Genomic DNA, 15,707 nt, shown 5'->3' with positions numbered 1-15,707 from the left:
CGCATCGATGAGCTACGAATCGGACCTGCTGGTGTGGCTGCCGCATCTCACGCGCTATGCGCGTGCGCTGACGGGCGACCGGGCCTGGGCGGACGATCTCGTGCAGGACACGCTCGAGCGTGCGCTGAACCGGCCGCCGCGCGATGGCGGCAACCTGCGCGCGTGGCTGCTGACGCTTCTGCGGCACCGCTTCATCGACCAGTTGCGTGCGCGACGCGAGATCGCGGTCGACGACGCGACGGCGCCGTGGCAGACGATGGCCGCGCCGACCGGCGAGATCGGCGGGCTGGTGCTGCGCGACGTGCAGCGCGCGCTGTACCGGCTGCCCGTCGAACAGCGCGAGGTGCTGCTGCTGGTTGCGCTCGAGGAGTTGAGCTATCGCGACGCCGCGCAGGTGCTCGGCGTACCGGTGGGAACGGTGATGTCGCGGCTCGCGCGGGCGCGCGGGCAGATGCGCGCACTGCTGTCGGACGAGCCGTCGGCGCACGGCACAACTGCGTTACGGATAATCGGGAAGACATGATGGACGAACCGCACAAGCCTTCGAACGAGCGGGACGACGATGCGTCGGCACAACTGCTGTCCGCGTTGCTGGACGGCGAGCTGTCCGGGCACGAGCAGCGCGAGATGCTCGAGCGCCTGCAGTCCGATCCGAAGGAGGCCGAACGATTCGCGCACTACCGCGCCCAGCGCGACGCGCTGCAGGCGCTGTTTCCGTTGCCGGGCGCCGCGCCCGCGCTGTTCGTGCAGCGCCGCGCGCCGCGCGGGCGCGCTATCGCGTATGCGTTCGCGGGGCTGGCGGCCGGGCTGCTGATCGGCGTCGCGCTGCACGCGGGCTGGGCCGCGTTCGGCAGCGAACCGGCGTTCGCCGCGCGCGCGGATGTCGCGTATGCGGTGTACGCAGCCGATCGCGAGCACCCGGTCGAGGTCGGTGCGGGCGATCCCGCGCACCTTGCCGCGTGGCTGTCGGCGCGTGTCGGGCGGCCCGTGCGCGCGCCGTCGCTCGATGAATACGGCTACGCGCTGCTGGGCGGCCGCTTGCTGCCCGGCGACGCGGGGCCGGCCGCGCAGCTCATGTACCAGCGGGCGGACGGCAAGCGCGTGACGCTGTACATGACCGCGTACGACGCGCGGCACCTCGCGCCGCGGGCGATGTCGGCCGACGGCCGCTACACGTATTTCTGGTCGGATCGCGGCATGGGCTATGCGCTGTCCGGCCGCGGCGACGAACGGCGCCTGCGCGAGCTCGCGATCGAAGCGTGCGGCGCGCTAGGCGGCTCGACCGACGCGTGGAAGGGATGACGTGCGCGGTGCCGGCAGGGAGCAGGCGATGAAGATGACGACGAAGATGGCGAAGGCGCTCGTGCTGATGCCGATGCTGGCAGCACTCGTCGCGGGCGCCGCGCTCGCGCGGGCCGACGGCGATGCGCCCGTGCGCGTGCCGGTCGATGCCGACGGCGTGCAACGGGTGACGATCGTAGGCGGCAGCTATTTCTTCCGCCCGAACCGCGTGATCGTGCGCGCGCACGTGCCGGTCGAGCTGACCGTGTCGGCCGAGCCCGGCGTGGCGCCGCACAGTTTCGAAATCGATGCGCCGCAGGCCGGCATCGCGGTCCACACCGAGCTGGCCACGACGCCGAAGAAGCTTCGCTTCACACCGGCGCAGCCGGGCCGGTTCGCCTACTATTGCACGCATCGGCTGCTGTTTTTCAGGAGCCATCGCGAGCGCGGGATGGAAGGCGTGCTCGACGTCGAGGCGGCGCCGTGATCGCCGCGTTGCTGGCCGCGAGCCTGATAGGAGCGAGCATGACAGCCGATCCCGTGACCGTTGCGCAGGCACATTTCGAACACGTCCGCTCGTACCGCGCGACGATCCGCTCGTCGGCGCGGAGCGGCGAACGCGCCGAAATCCGCTACGCGTACCTGAAACCGGGCTTTGTCCGGATGGATTTCGTGTCGCCTCATCACGGCGCGGTGCTCGCATACGATCCCGGCGACGGCAAGGTGCGGCTGCGCCCGTTCGGCGCGCACGCGCCGCCCGCGTTGACGCTGTCGCCGTCCAATCCGCTCGTGCGCGACCGCAGCGGCCACCGGGTCGACCGGTCGGACGTCGGCGAACTGCTGCGAAACGTTCATGCGCTGCAGCAGGGCGGCGCGACGGTGACCGAAGGCGAGGAGGCCGTCGGCGGCCGGACCGCGCTGCGCGTGTCGGTCACGGGCGCGCCCGCACATGCGGTCGGCGGCGTGCATCGCTACCGGCTGTGGCTGGACGCCGAGGACGGTTTTCCGCTGAAGATCGTCAGCTTTGCGGACGATGACGACGTGCCGCTCGAAACCGTGACGCTCGACGATATCGAGATCGACGTCGCGTTTCCCGAGCGCTTCTTCGCGCCCTGATCGGTGCGCTGATTCATGCCCCTGACGCGCATGCCGGAGGCTGCATGGCGGAATACCGGTTCTCGACGACCTGGCGTGTGGACGCGCCGCTCGCGGCGGTCTGGGACGCGATCTACCAGGTCGACCGCTGGCCCGACTGGTGGAAGGGCGCCGTGCGCACCGTCGAGATCGAGCCGGGCGACGCGCGCGGCGTCGGTGCGCTGCACCGGTATACGTGGAAGGGCGCGCTGCCGTACCGGCTGACCTTCGACATGCGCGTGCGGCGCGTCGAGCCCGGGCATGCGCTCGAAGGCCGCGCGAGCGGCGCGATCGAAGGCGACGGATGCTGGTCGTTTGCCGGCGACGGCGCGTGCACCGTCGTGCGCTACGACTGGCACATCCGCACGCAGCTGAAGTGGATGAACTGGCTGGAGCCGATCGCGCGTCCGCTGTTCAGATGGAATCACGACGTCGTGATGCGCGAAGGCGCCAAAGGGCTCGCGCGGCTGCTGGGCGCGGCGGTCGAGACGGAGGGCCGGACCTTCCGGCCGCTGTCGGGCGCGGGCTGCGCCGATACGTGACGACGTGTGACGGGGCGTGACGCTGCGTGACCACCGGCCGCGCCGCTCAGCGCGCGTACGCCATCGCCGCACCGTCGACGACGAGCGCAACGCGTTCGCCGACGGCCGGACACCGGCGTCCCGGCACGCGTACGCGCACGAACACATCGGATCGACATCGATGCATCGGCGAGGAGGGCGCGCAAGGGGCGTCCGGCGTACGCGAAGGCGGCGTTGCAGCATGCCGGATCGTCGCCGGCACAGTTTTTTTGATGCGATGTCGCCGGCCTCAGGAACTCCGTGCTTACCCGGTGTCCAAACGGGGCTGGATGGGATTCGCGGGCCCCTCGGGCCCGCCGGCCAGGCTTGGTGTGTTCGTCAGGGTTTTGTTTCTAAAGGGTTTTTGGTTGTTTTCGCGTGTTTTTCCCGCTGCCGCGCCGTTCGAAAAATTCGTTCGGTTTCCCTTCTTGAATTTGTCAAAACCCGTCCATATAATTAGCACTCGCTGCACGAGAGTGCTAACAATTCTCTGCCGGGCGTTCCGCCGGGCAGATTCCCCAAGCGTTCTTCAATCTCAGTCAAGAGAGGAGTGAATATGAACCTTCGTCCTTTGCACGATCGCGTGATCGTCAAGCGTCTGGATCAAGAAACCAAGACCGCCTCGGGCATCGTCATCCCCGAAGCCGCTGCTGAAAAGCCGGATCAAGGCGAGATCCTCGCGGTCGGCCCGGGCAAGCGTGACGACAAGGGCGCCCCGATCGCGCTCGACGTGAAGGTCGGCGATCGCGTCCTGTTCGGCAAGTACGCAGGCCAGACCGTGAAGGTCGACGGCCAGGAACTGCTGGTCATGCGCGAAGAAGACATCATGGCCGTGGTCAACGCTAACTAAGCGTCCTTCGACGGTACATATTCCCAAGAATTCAAGGAGTTAGAAGATGGCAGCTAAAGACGTCGTATTCGGCGATTCCGCCCGTTCGAAGATGGTCGAAGGCGTGAACATTCTCGCCAACGCAGTCAAGGTCACGCTGGGTCCGAAGGGCCGCAACGTCGTGCTCGAGCGCAGCTTCGGCGGCCCGACGGTCACCAAGGACGGTGTGTCGGTCGCGAAGGAAATCGAGCTGAAGGACAAGCTCCAGAACATGGGCGCGCAAATGGTCAAGGAAGTTGCTTCCAAGACCAGCGACAACGCAGGCGATGGCACGACGACGGCAACCGTCCTCGCGCAATCGATCGTCCGCGAAGGCATGAAGTACGTCGCATCGGGCATGAACCCGATGGACCTGAAGCGCGGCATCGACAAGGCAGTCGCAGCGGCTGTCGAAGAGCTGAAGAAGATCAGCAAGCCGTGCACGACGAACAAGGAAATCGCGCAGGTCGGCTCGATCTCGGCGAACAGCGATTCGTCGATCGGCGATCGCATCGCTGAAGCGATGGACAAGGTCGGCAAGGAAGGCGTGATCACCGTCGAAGACGGCAAGTCGCTGGCTGACGAACTCGACGTCGTCGAAGGCATGCAGTTCGACCGCGGCTACCTGTCGCCGTACTTCATCAACAACCCGGACAAGCAAGTCGCCGTCCTCGACAACCCGTTCGTGCTGCTGCACGACAAGAAGGTGTCGAACATCCGCGATCTGCTGCCGGTGCTCGAGCAAGTCGCGAAGGCTGGCCGTCCGCTGCTGATCATCGCTGAAGACGTCGAAGGCGAAGCGCTCGCAACGCTGGTCGTCAACAACATCCGCGGCATCCTGAAGACCGTCGCGGTCAAGGCACCGGGCTTCGGCGATCGTCGCAAGGCGATGCTGGAAGACATCGCGATCCTGACCGGCGGTCAGGTCGTCGCGGAAGAAACCGGCCTGACGCTCGAGAAGGCAACGCTGGCAGAACTGGGTCAGGCGAAGCGTATCGAAGTGGGCAAGGAAAACACGACGATCATCGACGGCGCAGGCGAAGCCGTGAACATCGAAGCACGCGTGAAGCAAGTGCGCGCGCAGATCGAGGAAGCGACGTCGGACTACGACCGTGAAAAGCTGCAAGAGCGCGTGGCCAAGCTGGCCGGCGGCGTGGCAGTGATCAAGGTCGGCGCTGCGACCGAAGTCGAAATGAAGGAAAAGAAGGCACGTGTCGAAGACGCACTGCACGCAACGCGCGCAGCTGTGGAAGAAGGCATCGTGGCAGGCGGCGGCGTTGCGCTGATCCGCGCTCGCACCGCGATCGCGGGCCTGACCGGCCTGAACGCCGACCAGAACGCCGGCATCAAGATCGTGCTGCGCGCAATGGAAGAGCCGCTGCGCCAGATCGTCACGAACGGCGGCGAAGAAGCCAGCGTCGTGGTGGCGGCAGTTGCTGCAGGCAAGGGCAACTACGGCTACAACGCAGCGACGGGCGAGTACGTCGACATGGTCGAAGCCGGCGTCGTCGACCCGACCAAGGTCACGCGCACCGCACTGCAGAACGCAGCTTCGGTTGCAGGCCTGCTGCTGACGACGGACGCAGCCGTTGCAGAACTGCCGAAGGAAGATGCACCGATGCCGGGCGGCATGCCGGGCGGCATGGGCGGCATGGGCATGGACATGTAATCGACTTCGGTCGATGGTGTCCGGAGCGCGCAGCGATGCGCGTTCCAGCCAAAAGAAAAGACCCGCAGCGATGCGGGTCTTTTTTTATGTGCACGCGGAAATCGGAAGCGTGAGCAGGCCGGGCGTCGCACCCGATGAGGCTGAGCCTCGTGCGATGGCGGGCATGCCCGCCCCGGCCTGATTCAATGCCGGTGCGACGTCCTCGGCACCGGTTCGACCTTCGTGGCCGGCGGCGTATCCGCATCGTCGTTGCTGCGCGCCCAGAAGAACCGGTCGGGCAGGTACGCGCCCATGCCGGGCCGGAACGCGTCGCGCACGGCCTGATACAGGTATTCCTGCGCCTCGCGGACCGCCTCGGGCGGCTCCTGGCCGTTCGCAAGCAGCGCCGCGATCGCCGCGCCGAGCGTGTCGGTGATGCCCATCAGCCGGTGCGGCGAGCGATCCCACATGTCCTCGCGGAGCTGGCCTTCCTCGCCGTACAGCGTGTTGACGAGCCGGTGCGAACCCGTTTCGGACGACAGGATGTACTCGCAGCCCTGCGACAGCAGGTGCGACACGGCCGCGTCGAGATTCGGCGCCTCGGCGTCGCCGTCCGGCTGCGCGAGCGCGATCAGCGTCGCGTAGTCGGCGACCAGCAGCGTCGTCTGCGGCGCCAGCAGGTCGGCGATCGATTCGCGCAGGTCGTCGGCCGCGAGCACGTGCTCGTCGTCGAGCGTGAAGTCCGGTGCGAGCACGAGCGGCACGCCGTCGTAGTCGGCGACCACTTCGGCGATCGCGCTGACGACTTCCGCGCGCGTGGCCGCGCCGATCTTGAACGCGGCGACCGGCATGTCCTCGAGCAGCATGCGCGCCTGGGCGGCGACGACGTCGGGGTCGAGGCCGGTCACTTCGTCGCAGGCGGCCGAGTCGCGCACGGTGTAGCCCGTCAGGACGGATACGCCGTGACAGCCCATGCTCGCCAGGGTCATCAGATCGGCTTGGAGGCCGGAGCCGCCGGTGGGATCGGACAGGCCGAAGGTGAGGACGATCGGAGGGGCGTTGCTGGACATGTAAAAATGGGGCAAGAGAAAAACGGGAAAAGCGACGGAGATGCGGACGGCGAGGCGAAATGGGCATTCTCGGCCCTGTGTTGCCCGGCAGGCCGCACTTTTCAGCCATTATGCGGCGGAATCCGGCCCGCACGACGGATTTTTTAGCGCAGCGCAACGTAGTCGCCGGACTCCAGCGCGATTGCTAGGCAGTCCGGCCCCGACACGGTACCATCATGGCTCCCGAATTTACCGACTTTCCCGACGCGGCTTAAGATGGAATACAAGAGCTGGATGTGCCTGATTTGTGGCTGGATTTACGACGAAGAAGCCGGGCTGCCGGAAGAGGGCATTGCCCCGGGCACGCGCTGGGAAGACGTCCCGATCAACTGGACGTGTCCCGAATGCGGCGCCCGCAAGGAAGACTTCGAGATGGTCCAGATCTGACCGGACCTTCAGCCCACGGACACCCCGCTCCGGCCTCGCATCGGCCCGGCGCTCGCGCGCCGAGCTTCGTGCGAGCGGTTTGACGATGACAGGCGCGCGTGTCCATGACGTCCGATCCGGCGAACGTTCCCCTCCCTGACGCACTGCCCAACCCGCGAGGCGGAGCCGTGCGCGCGGCCGACGCGTGGCTTGCGGCGGCCGCCGACGCATTCGAGCGGCACGACGACGCGGCCGCGCCGCTGTCCGCTGCCGCGGCCGTGCTGGCGGAAGCCGGCTGGCTGCCGGCTGCGCGTTTCGCCGGGCAACTGTCGGCCGCCGCGCCGCTCGTCGCCGTCGAGCCGACTTCGGCCGGCTGGCGTGCCGCGCTGCGCGATTTCCGCGCGGCCGTCGGGCGTCACAACCTGCGCGAGCTCGCGTGCTCGCCTGTTCTCTTCGAGCATTTCCGTGCATTGCGTGCGCAAAGCGCCGCCGACCTGCGCGCGAGCGCGCCGCTCGACGCGCTTGCGCTCGTCGGCCGCGCGGTGCCGCCGGCCACGCTGCGCGCGCTGCCCGATGCGTTCGCGACCCGGATACGCGCGCGCTACGAGCAGGCGCTGCTCGGCGTACTGCGTGCGCAGCGCGCCGCGCCCGACGCGGCGCTCGACGAACTCGATGCGATGCAGGGCGCGCTGGCCGACGATGGCCCGTACGACTTCTGGCGGCTCGCGGTCGCGTGCCTGCGCGCGCTGCGCGCGAGCGGCGCGCCCGAATTGAAGCGATTTCTTGCGCGGACGAACCTGCTGCTCGGCGAGCAGGCGCAGGGCCTGCGCAGCGCGCCGCCCGAACTCGTGCGCGAGACGGTTGCGCTGTTGTGGCGCGATTTCGCGCTGTTCGGCGCCGCGGCCGAGGACGTCGCGCTCGTCGACGTACTGCACGACTACGGGCTGACGGTCGACTGGCACGTCGCCGGCACACCGGCGTCCGAAGCGCTGTGGGAGGCCGATGCCGCGCGGGCCGAGCACGACGCGGTTGCCGTCGCGCCGACCCGTGCGCTCGGCGTCGTGACCGTCAATGCCCATGCGTACGAGGATTTCCTGCAGACCGCGGACGCGTCGATGGCCGACCTCGCGGCCGATCCGGCCGCGGCCGACACGAGTGCCGCGTGGCGAGCGTCCGGCGCCGCCTACCGGGTCGGTACGGCCGCGTGCGCGCTCGGGCTCGGCCACGCGGCGCTGCTGGCCGACACGCTCGGCCTCGCGTGGCGCCGTGCCGCGCACGGCGTGCCGCTTGCCGACGGCGGCCTCGACGCGCACGGTCACGCGTCCGACATGTTGCGCGCGGCGCTGTTGAAGATCGCGGCCGGCGTCGCGCCGCCGGACCTGACCGCGGCGTCCGAAGCGCTCGGCACCGCGCTCGGCCGGACCTGACGAACAAGGGGACGGACACGCGGTGGCGACCCTTGCCGAACGGGCCCGCAACACGCTGCCGACAGTGCCCGCGCGCGTGTTAGAGTGCCGTGTGATCCGCGCGCGCCGTTGCCAGCGCGGCGCGGCGTTGCTTGTTGATCGCGGCCCGGTCAGGCCGCGGCGTCTTTGCTAAAATTCAAACCATGTCAAAGCCTTCCGATCGCATCAACCTCACCAACCAGTTCCTGATCGCCATGCCGAACATGGCCGATCCGACGTTCTCGGGAACGGTGGTCTACCTTTGCGATCACAGCGAGCGCGGTGCGCTCGGCCTCGTCATCAATCGTCCAACCGACATCGACCTCGAATCGCTGTTCAACCGCATCGACCTGAAGCTCGACATCGAGCCGCTGCTGCACATTCCCGTGTACTTCGGCGGCCCGGTCCAGACCGAGCGCGGCTTCGTGCTGCACGAGCCGGTCGAGGGCGCGAGCTACAACTCGTCGATGTCCGTCGACGGCGGGCTGGAGATGACGACGTCGAAGGACGTGCTCGAGGCGGTCGCGACGGGCACCGGCCCGAAGCGCTTCCTGCTGACGCTCGGCCATGCGGGCTGGGGCGCGGGGCAGCTCGAGGAAGAAATTTCCCGCAACGGCTGGCTGACGGTCGCCGCCGATCCGCGCATCGTGTTCGACACGCCGGCCGAGGAGCGCTTCGAAGCCGCGCTCGGCCTGCTCGGCGTCAGCTCGTCGATGCTGTCCGGCGAAGCAGGGCACGCATGAGTGGCGCGAGCGCGCGCGATGCGACGCTCCTGGCGTTCGACTACGGCGAAAAGCGAATCGGGGTCGCGATCGGCAATGCGCTGACGCGCTCGGCCCGCGCGCTCGTCGTGATCCAGAACCTGAACCGCGAACACCGCTTCAAGGCGGTCGGCGACCTGCTGGCCGAATGGCGGCCGGACGCGCTCGTCGTCGGCCTGCCGATGCATCTCGACGGCACGCCGCACGACATGACGCAGCAGGCGAAGCGCTTCGGCAACCAGCTGAACGGCCGCTTCGGGCTGCCCGTCACGTGGGTCGACGAGCGCTATTCGTCGGTCGAGGCCGAGGCCGGGCTGCGCGAGCGCAACGTGCGCGGCCGCGCACGCGCCGAGATGCTCGATGCCGAAGCCGCGCGCGTCATCCTTCAACAGTATCTCGATCAATTGTCCGACCATGAGCACCATTGACGCCGAGGCGCTTTACCGCGTCCTGCTCGACCAGATCCGCGCCGCGTACGGCACGGCTTTCGCCGAACCGGGCGGCCCGCGGCTCGCCGGCATCTACAGCGGCGGCGCGTGGCTTGCCGAGCGCCTCGCGCGCGATCTCGGCGCGCCGGCGTTCGGCGTCGTGAACGTCGCGCTGCATCGCGACGACTACGCGAAGAAGGGGCTGCACAGCCAGGCCAGCCCGACGTCGCTGCCGTTCGACGTCGACGGCGCGCGCATCGTGCTCGTCGACGACGTGCTGTACACCGGGCGCACCGTGCGCGCGGCGCTCAACGAGCTGTTCGACTACGGCCGTCCGGCCGCGGTCGAGCTCGCGGTGCTCGCCGATCGCGGCGGCCGCGAGCTGCCGGTCGCCGCGCGCTTCGCGGGCGGCGCGCTCGACGTGCCGGCCGGCGCGACGCTCGTGCTCGCGCGCGACGATGCCGCGCAGTTCACGCTTGGCGTCGAGGCGCACGGCGCCTGAACGACACGCGAAACCGTATCCCGGGCCGCTGGTTTGCACCGCGGCCCGTTTGCATAGTTGGAATCACGCACACCATGACCACCGACACCACTGGCCGCACCGGCAATCCCGCGGCGGCCGCGAGCCCCGACCGGTTCCGCTACGGTTTCCTGAAGGGCAACCCGCAGCTCACGAAAAACGGCGAGCTGAAGCACCTGCTGTCGATCGAGGGCCTGCCGCGCTCGATCGTCAATCACATTCTCGATACGGCCGAGCAGTTCGTCAGCGTGACGGACCGTGAAGTGAAGAAGGTGCCGCTGCTGCGCGGCAAGTCCGTCTTCAACCTGTTCTTCGAGAACTCGACGCGCACGCGCACGACCTTCGAGATCGCCGCGACGCGCCTGTCGGCCGACGTGCTGAACCTGAACATCAATGCATCGTCGACGAGCAAGGGCGAATCGCTGCTCGACACGATCAACAACCTGTCGGCGATGCATGCCGACCTGTTCGTCGTGCGCCACGCGTCGAGCGGCGCGCCGTACCTGATCGCCGAGCACTGCGCGCCGCACGTGCACGTGATCAACGCCGGCGACGGCCGCCATGCGCACCCGACGCAGGGCCTGCTCGACATGTACACGATCCGTCACTACAAGCGCGACTTCACGAAGCTGCGCGTGGCGATCGTCGGCGACATCCTCCATTCGCGCGTCGCGCGCTCGGACATTCACGCGCTCACCACGCTCGGCGTGCCGGAAGTGCGCGCGATCGGCCCGCGCACGCTGCTGCCGGGCGGCCTCGAGCAGATGGGCGTCAAGGTGTTCCACAACCTCGACGAAGGGCTGAAGGGCGTCGACGTGATCATCATGCTGCGCCTGCAGAACGAGCGGATGAGCGGCGCGCTGCTGCCGTCCGCGCAGGAATACTTCAAGACCTGGGGCCTGACGCCCGAGCGCCTCGCGCTCGCCGCGCCCGACGCGATCGTGATGCACCCGGGCCCGATGAATCGCGGCGTCGAGATCGATTCGCAGGTCGCCGACGGTCCGCAGTCGGTGATCCTCAACCAGGTCACGTTCGGCATCGCCGTGCGGATGGCGGTGATGGGCATCGTCGCCGGCAACAACGACTGAGCCCGCTTTCGCGCACCCTTATTCACGCAATCAACGCATTCACAGACAGCGCATGAAGATTCATATCAAAGGCGGCACGCTGATCGACCCGGTCGCCGGCACCGAGCGGCAGGCCGACGTATTCGTCGCGGCCGGCAAGATCGCCGCGATCGCCGAGGCTGGCGCGGCGGCGCCGGCCGATTTCAACGCCGCGAAGACCATCGACGCGTCGGGCCTGATCGTCGCGCCCGGCCTCGTCGACCTGTGCGCGCGGCTGCGCGAGCCCGGCTACGAGCACAAGGCGACGCTCGCGTCCGAGATGGCCGCGGCCGTCGCGGGCGGCGTCACGACCCTCGTGTGCCCGCCGGACACCGATCCCGTGCTCGACGAGCCGGGCCTCGTCGAGATGCTCAAGTTCCGCGCGAGCAACCTGCGCCAGGCGAACGTCCATCCGCTCGGCGCGCTGACCGTCGGCCTCAAGGGCGAAGTGATCACCGAGATGGTCGCGCTGACCGAGTCCGGCTGCGTCGGCTTCACGCATGCCAACGTACCGGTGCGCGACACGCAGGTGCTGCTGCGTGCGCTGCAGTACGCGAGCACCTACGGCTACACCACGTGGCTGCGCCCGCTCGACGCCTTCATCGGCCGCGGCGGCGTCGCCGCGAGCGGTGCGCTCGCGTCGCGACTCGGGCTGTCCGGCGTGCCGGTCGCGGCCGAGACGATCGCGCTGCACACGATCTTCGAACTGATGCGCGTGACGGGCGCGCGCGTGCACCTCGCGCGGCTGTCGTCGGCGGCCGGCCTCGCGCTCGTGCGCGCGGCGAAGGCCGAGGGGCTGCCCGTGACCTGCGACGTCGGCGTGAACCACCTGCACCTGATCGACGTCGACATCGGCTATTTCGATTCGCAGTTCCGGCTCGACCCGCCGCTGCGCAGCGAACGCGATCGCGAAGCGATCCGCGTGGCGCTTGCAGACGGCACGATCGACGCGATCTGCTCCGACCACACGCCCGTCGACGACGACGAGAAGCTGCTGCCGTTCGGCGAAGCGACGCCCGGCGCGACGGGGCTCGAGCTGCTGCTGTCGCTGACGCTGAAGTGGGCGGACGAGACGCGCACGCCGCTCGCGCAGGCGCTGCGCCGCATCACGTCCGCGCCGGCCGACGTGCTGAAGCTGCCGGCGGGCCGTCTGGCCGAAGGCGGCGCGGCCGACCTGTGCGTGTTCGACCCGCGTGCGCACTGGCGCGTCGAGCCGCGTGCGCTGAAGAGCCAGGGCCACAACTCGCCGTTCCTCGGCTACGAACTGCCCGCCTGCGTGCGTGCGACGCTCGTCGCCGGACAGATCGCGTTCGAGCGCCACTGAACCACGCCGGACCCTCGCCATGATTGCTCTTCGCAAGCTGCGTCTCGTCTTTCACCTGTTGCGCGGCATGGCGATCGTCGCGCTGCGTTTTTCGCACGTCACGCCCGCGCGCCGCGCCGAGATGACGCGCCGCTGGTCGCTCAAGATGCTGCGGATCTGCGGGATGCGCGTCGTCGTCCATAACGACGGCGCGCGGCTCGACGCGAACGCGCTCGTCGTCGGCAACCACGTGTCGTGGCTCGACATCTATGCGGTCAACGCGTGGCGGCCGACGCCGTTCGTGTCGAAGGCCGAGGTGCGGCAGTGGCCGGTCGTCGGCTGGCTCGCCGAGAGGCTCGACACCGTGTTCCTGCAGCGCGAGAAGCGCACCGAGGCGATGCGGATCATGCACGAGATGGCCGAGCGCCTGCGCAACGGCGGGCTGATGTGCGTGTTTCCGGAAGGGACGACGTCCGACGGGCAGGACCTGCTGCCGTTCCATGCGAACCTGTTCCAGGCTGCGGTATCGGCCGGCTGCGCGGTGCAGCCGATCTGCCTGATGTACGAGGACGCGCAGCGGCGGCAGTCGGTTGCGCCGGCTTACACGGGCGAGCTGTCACTCGGCAAGTCGCTCGACATGGTGCTGCGCGGCGGCCCGCTGGTCGCGCATCTGTACGTGTGCGAACCGATCGCGCCGGGCGGCGACCGCCGCACGACGTCGGCGGCGGCGCGCGATGCGATCGCGGCTGCGCTCGCGTCGATGCAGGAGAAGGTCGACAAGCCGTCGGCCGCGTCGCTCGCGGAGCTGGCGAAGCATGCGTATCCTGCGACCGAGCTCGGCGCCGGCGCGTCAGGCGACGGGGCGGCGGCCGACGAGCCGGTGCCGGGGCGCGAGGGGTAAGGCGCTTCCCGGTCGGACGCCTCGGCGCGTAATCACTCGCCGCCCGGCGCGCCGCACGCTTCGCACTGCACCTGCGTGACCGTGCGCTGCGCCGGATCGGCCGTCAGCAGCACGGCCGACAACTGGTTTCCCCATACGCATCCCGAATCGAGCGCGACGACGTTCTCGCGCAGCATCAGGCCGAGCGCGGCCCAGTGGCCGAACACGACCGTCACGTCCTCCGTGCGGCGCCCCGGCACGTCGAACCACGGCAGGTAGCCGGGCGGCGCGCTGGCGGGGCCGCCATTCGCCTTGAATTCCATCGCGCCGTCGGGTGTGCAGAAGCGCAGGCGCGTGAACGCGTTGAATGCGACGCGCATCCGGTCGCGTTTCTTCAGGTTCGGGTTCCACTGGTTCGGCTCGTTGCCGTACAGGCCTTGCAGTGTTTCGCGCCAGTCGGGCGCGCGCAGCGCGCGCTGGAGTTCGTCGGCGAGTTCGAGTGCCAGCGTGGCGTCCCATTGCGGCAGCACGCCCGCGTGGACGAGCAGCATCCCGTTCTCCGCATGCACGAACGGGCGGTGGCGGACCCATTCGAGCAACGCTTCGGCGTCGGGCGCGTCGAGGATCTCGCCGATGGTGTCGCCCGGGCGTTCGGTGCGCAGGCCGGCGGAGACCGCGAGCAGGTGGAGGTCGTGATTGCCGAGTACGGCGGTCGCGCGCGGGCCGAGGTCGACCAGCGTGCGCAGCGCGGCGAGGGAGTCCGGCCCGCGGTTGACGATGTCGCCGGCGATCCAGAGCGGGGTTTCGGCGGCGGGCGAGAGCTGGTCGAGCAGCGACTGGAAAGCTGAATGACAGCCTTGGATGTCGCCGATGGCGATGGGGGGGCGGATCATGAGAGGCGAATCCTGCGGGTTTCCTGGATGAAAGAAAAGTACTCGGCGTTCGGCGGCTTTTTTGCGATTGCGATTCTCTGAAATGCTCTTTATTTGACAGGAAATTTCATTTCCGGCAAGGGTGCGGAGCGCTGTATCAAGTTGTTAGCGGCATGGCTTTTGCGCGGCGCGGCTCCCTATAATTGTCGTTTTCCCGAACAAAATTAGCATTTCATGACTTTGGCGGCCATGTCGACCGGTTAAAATTCCCGGCTTGGCGCAGCGACCATGGTTGCTTGCTACGAATCTGAGGCGGCCGGTGTTGCACGGGCCTGCCGCGCATTACTAGAGGGAGCCTCATGATCCTGGTTACGGGCGGCGCGGGTTTTATCGGTGCCAACTTTGTACTTGACTGGCTGCGCGATTCCGACGAGGCCGTGCTCAACGTCGACAAGCTGACATATGCAGGGAACCTCCGCACGCTCAAGTCGTTGGACGGGAACCCGAAGCATGTGTTCGCACGTGTCGATATCTGCGACCGTGATGCTCTCGATGCGCTGTTCGTCGAGCACAAGCCGCGTGCCGTGCTCCATTTCGCAGCTGAGAGCCACGTCGATCGTTCCATTCACGGCCCCGCGGATTTCGTGCAGACCAATGTCGTCGGTACGTTCACGCTGCTCGAGGCGGCCCGTCAATACTGGAATGGCCTGAACGACGCGGACAAGGCTGCATTCCGCTTCCTGCACGTGTCGACCGACGAGGTGTTCGGTTCGCTGTCCGCCACCGACCCGCAATTCTCCGAGACGACGCCGTACGCGCCCAACAGCCCATATTCCGCGACGAAGGCGGGCTCTGACCATCTGGTGCGCGCATACCATCATACGTATGGCCTGCCGACGTTGACAACGAACTGTTCGAACAACTACGGTCCGTACCAGTTCCCCGAGAAGCTGATTCCGCTGATGATCGCGAATGCGCTCGCCGGCAAGCCGCTGCCGGTGTATGGCGATGGCCAGAACGTGCGCGACTGGCTGTACGTCGGCGATCACTGCAGCGCGATTCGCGAGGTGCTCGCACGCGGCGTGCCGGGCGAGACATACAACGTCGGCGGCTGGAACGAGGAGAAGAACCTCGAAGTCGTGCATACGCTGTGCGATCTGCTCGACAAGGCCCGCCCGAAGGCCGCGGGTTCGTACCGCGATCAGATCACCTATGTAACGGATCGGCCCGGCCACGATCGCCGCTATGCGATCGATGCGCGCAAGCTCGAGCGCGAGCTCGGCTGGAAGCCTGCGGAAACATTCGAGACCGGTCTGGCGAAGACGGTCGACTGGTATCTCGACAATCAGGCCTGGGCCGACGAAGTCGCGTCGGGCGAGTACCGCAAATGGGTCGAGACCAACTACGCGAAACGCGCTTGAGGAGA

18 protein-coding genes are annotated in these 15,707 nt (G+C 68.0%); 16 read left to right on the top strand and 2 right to left on the bottom strand.

Features of this window, described 5'->3' with window-relative positions; all coding sequences use genetic code 11:
- Positions 1-7: 7 nt before the first annotated feature.
- The 7 genes from DM992_RS17340 (at position 8) to groL (ending at position 5,512) form a co-directional block, all read left to right on the top strand.
- Positions 8-523 carry a sigma-70 family RNA polymerase sigma factor gene (locus DM992_RS17340; protein WP_111017963.1) on the top strand — a complete coding sequence of 172 codons (516 nt, stop codon included), beginning with the start codon at positions 8-10 and terminating at the stop codon, positions 521-523.
- Positions 520-1,302 carry an anti-sigma factor gene (locus tag DM992_RS17335; protein WP_111017710.1) on the top strand — a complete coding sequence of 261 codons (783 nt, stop codon included), beginning with the start codon at positions 520-522 and terminating at the stop codon, positions 1,300-1,302. The genes DM992_RS17340 and DM992_RS17335 overlap by 4 nt, the downstream gene beginning before the upstream one ends.
- A gap of 34 nt (positions 1,303-1,336) precedes the next feature.
- Complete coding sequence (locus DM992_RS17330) at positions 1,337-1,768, top strand: cupredoxin domain-containing protein (protein WP_239511297.1); 432 nt, start codon at positions 1,337-1,339, stop codon at positions 1,766-1,768.
- Complete coding sequence (locus DM992_RS17325; RefSeq protein WP_111017709.1) at positions 1,765-2,397, top strand: DUF1571 domain-containing protein; 633 nt, start codon at positions 1,765-1,767, stop codon at positions 2,395-2,397. Before DM992_RS17330 ends, DM992_RS17325 begins: the two co-directional genes overlap by 4 nt.
- Positions 2,398-2,441: 44 nt before the next feature.
- Positions 2,442-2,957 carry an SRPBCC family protein gene (locus DM992_RS17320; RefSeq protein WP_111017708.1) on the top strand — a complete coding sequence of 172 codons (516 nt, stop codon included), beginning with the start codon at positions 2,442-2,444 and terminating at the stop codon, positions 2,955-2,957.
- Between the two features lie 574 nt (positions 2,958-3,531).
- Positions 3,532-3,825 carry a co-chaperone GroES gene (locus tag DM992_RS17315; protein ID WP_026044985.1) on the top strand — a complete coding sequence of 98 codons (294 nt, stop codon included), beginning with the start codon at positions 3,532-3,534 and terminating at the stop codon, positions 3,823-3,825.
- Positions 3,826-3,871: 46 nt separating this feature from the next.
- Entirely contained in the window at positions 3,872-5,512 is a 1,641-nt protein-coding gene (gene groL, locus DM992_RS17310) for a chaperonin GroEL (protein ID WP_031402778.1), read from the top strand.
- Between the two features lie 182 nt (positions 5,513-5,694).
- On the opposite strand, the gene DM992_RS17305 is transcribed toward groL, so the two are convergent.
- On the bottom strand, positions 5,695-6,561 hold the full coding sequence (locus tag DM992_RS17305; RefSeq protein WP_034182874.1) for a hydroxymethylpyrimidine/phosphomethylpyrimidine kinase: 867 nt from the start codon (positions 6,559-6,561) through the stop codon (positions 5,695-5,697).
- Between the two features lie 255 nt (positions 6,562-6,816).
- Here DM992_RS17305 and DM992_RS17300 point away from each other — a divergent pair, with 255 nt between their 5' ends.
- The 8 genes from DM992_RS17300 to DM992_RS17265 all read left to right on the top strand — a co-directional run bounded on the left by DM992_RS17300 (position 6,817) and on the right by DM992_RS17265 (position 13,430).
- Positions 6,817-6,987, top strand: coding sequence for a rubredoxin (locus DM992_RS17300; RefSeq protein ID WP_004186709.1), 171 nt, complete (start codon positions 6,817-6,819; stop codon positions 6,985-6,987).
- A gap of 104 nt (positions 6,988-7,091) precedes the next feature.
- Entirely contained in the window at positions 7,092-8,393 is a 1,302-nt protein-coding gene (locus tag DM992_RS17295; RefSeq protein WP_111017707.1) for a hypothetical protein, read from the top strand.
- A 182-nt stretch (positions 8,394-8,575) separates the two neighbouring features.
- Positions 8,576-9,154 (top strand): YqgE/AlgH family protein, encoded by a 579-nt coding sequence (locus tag DM992_RS17290; RefSeq protein ID WP_006491354.1) that lies wholly within the window; start codon positions 8,576-8,578, stop codon positions 9,152-9,154.
- Positions 9,151-9,600, top strand: a complete 450-nt coding sequence (ruvX, locus tag DM992_RS17285; protein ID WP_111017706.1) for a Holliday junction resolvase RuvX — start codon at positions 9,151-9,153, stop codon at positions 9,598-9,600. Before DM992_RS17290 ends, ruvX begins: the two co-directional genes overlap by 4 nt.
- On the top strand, positions 9,587-10,102 hold the full coding sequence (gene pyrR, locus DM992_RS17280; RefSeq protein WP_111017705.1) for a bifunctional pyr operon transcriptional regulator/uracil phosphoribosyltransferase PyrR: 516 nt from the start codon (positions 9,587-9,589) through the stop codon (positions 10,100-10,102). The genes ruvX and pyrR overlap by 14 nt, the downstream gene beginning before the upstream one ends.
- 74 nt (positions 10,103-10,176) lie before the next feature.
- Positions 10,177-11,208: an aspartate carbamoyltransferase catalytic subunit gene (locus DM992_RS17275; RefSeq protein ID WP_027807413.1), complete on the top strand. Its 1,032-nt coding sequence runs from the start codon at positions 10,177-10,179 to the stop codon at positions 11,206-11,208.
- Positions 11,209-11,260: 52 nt separating this feature from the next.
- Entirely contained in the window at positions 11,261-12,550 is a 1,290-nt protein-coding gene (locus DM992_RS17270; RefSeq protein WP_111017704.1) for a dihydroorotase, read from the top strand.
- 19 nt (positions 12,551-12,569) lie between these two features.
- Complete coding sequence (locus tag DM992_RS17265) at positions 12,570-13,430, top strand: lysophospholipid acyltransferase family protein (RefSeq protein WP_111017703.1); 861 nt, start codon at positions 12,570-12,572, stop codon at positions 13,428-13,430.
- A 32-nt stretch (positions 13,431-13,462) separates the two neighbouring features.
- Here the strand turns inward: DM992_RS17265 and DM992_RS17260 are convergent, their stop codons facing one another.
- Positions 13,463-14,302 carry a symmetrical bis(5'-nucleosyl)-tetraphosphatase gene (locus tag DM992_RS17260; protein ID WP_111017702.1) on the bottom strand — a complete coding sequence of 280 codons (840 nt, stop codon included), beginning with the start codon at positions 14,300-14,302 and terminating at the stop codon, positions 13,463-13,465.
- Between the two features lie 338 nt (positions 14,303-14,640).
- Between DM992_RS17260 and rfbB the strand changes: the two genes are divergently transcribed.
- Positions 14,641-15,702 (top strand): dTDP-glucose 4,6-dehydratase, encoded by a 1,062-nt coding sequence (gene rfbB / locus DM992_RS17255; protein WP_111017701.1) that lies wholly within the window; start codon positions 14,641-14,643, stop codon positions 15,700-15,702.
- The last annotated feature ends 5 nt before the right edge of the window (positions 15,703-15,707 follow it).

The sequence above is a fragment of the Burkholderia sp. JP2-270 genome (genome assembly GCF_003233675.1).
Lineage (GTDB): Bacteria > Pseudomonadota > Gammaproteobacteria > Burkholderiales > Burkholderiaceae > Burkholderia > Burkholderia pyrrocinia_C.
This window is presented reverse-complemented; position numbering and strand designations above follow the sequence as displayed.

Coding starts and splice junctions, on each gene's coding strand:
- DM992_RS17340 (WP_111017963.1), top strand. CDS start 8: ATGAGCTACGAATCGGACCTGCTGGTGTGGCTGCCGCATCTCACGCGC.
- DM992_RS17335 (WP_111017710.1), top strand. CDS start 520: ATGATGGACGAACCGCACAAGCCTTCGAACGAGCGGGACGACGATGCG.
- DM992_RS17330 (WP_239511297.1), top strand. CDS start 1,337: ATGACGACGAAGATGGCGAAGGCGCTCGTGCTGATGCCGATGCTGGCA.
- DM992_RS17320 (WP_111017708.1), top strand. CDS start 2,442: ATGGCGGAATACCGGTTCTCGACGACCTGGCGTGTGGACGCGCCGCTC.
- DM992_RS17315 (WP_026044985.1), top strand. CDS start 3,532: ATGAACCTTCGTCCTTTGCACGATCGCGTGATCGTCAAGCGTCTGGAT.
- groL (WP_031402778.1), top strand. CDS start 3,872: ATGGCAGCTAAAGACGTCGTATTCGGCGATTCCGCCCGTTCGAAGATG.
- DM992_RS17305 (WP_034182874.1), bottom strand. CDS start 6,561: ATGTCCAGCAACGCCCCTCCGATCGTCCTCACCTTCGGCCTGTCCGAT.
- DM992_RS17300 (WP_004186709.1), top strand. CDS start 6,817: ATGGAATACAAGAGCTGGATGTGCCTGATTTGTGGCTGGATTTACGAC.
- DM992_RS17295 (WP_111017707.1), top strand. CDS start 7,092: ATGACGTCCGATCCGGCGAACGTTCCCCTCCCTGACGCACTGCCCAAC.
- DM992_RS17290 (WP_006491354.1), top strand. CDS start 8,576: ATGTCAAAGCCTTCCGATCGCATCAACCTCACCAACCAGTTCCTGATC.
- ruvX (WP_111017706.1), top strand. CDS start 9,151: ATGAGTGGCGCGAGCGCGCGCGATGCGACGCTCCTGGCGTTCGACTAC.
- pyrR (WP_111017705.1), top strand. CDS start 9,587: ATGAGCACCATTGACGCCGAGGCGCTTTACCGCGTCCTGCTCGACCAG.
- DM992_RS17275 (WP_027807413.1), top strand. CDS start 10,177: ATGACCACCGACACCACTGGCCGCACCGGCAATCCCGCGGCGGCCGCG.
- DM992_RS17270 (WP_111017704.1), top strand. CDS start 11,261: ATGAAGATTCATATCAAAGGCGGCACGCTGATCGACCCGGTCGCCGGC.
- DM992_RS17265 (WP_111017703.1), top strand. CDS start 12,570: ATGATTGCTCTTCGCAAGCTGCGTCTCGTCTTTCACCTGTTGCGCGGC.
- DM992_RS17260 (WP_111017702.1), bottom strand. CDS start 14,302: ATGATCCGCCCCCCCATCGCCATCGGCGACATCCAAGGCTGTCATTCA.
- rfbB (WP_111017701.1), top strand. CDS start 14,641: ATGATCCTGGTTACGGGCGGCGCGGGTTTTATCGGTGCCAACTTTGTA.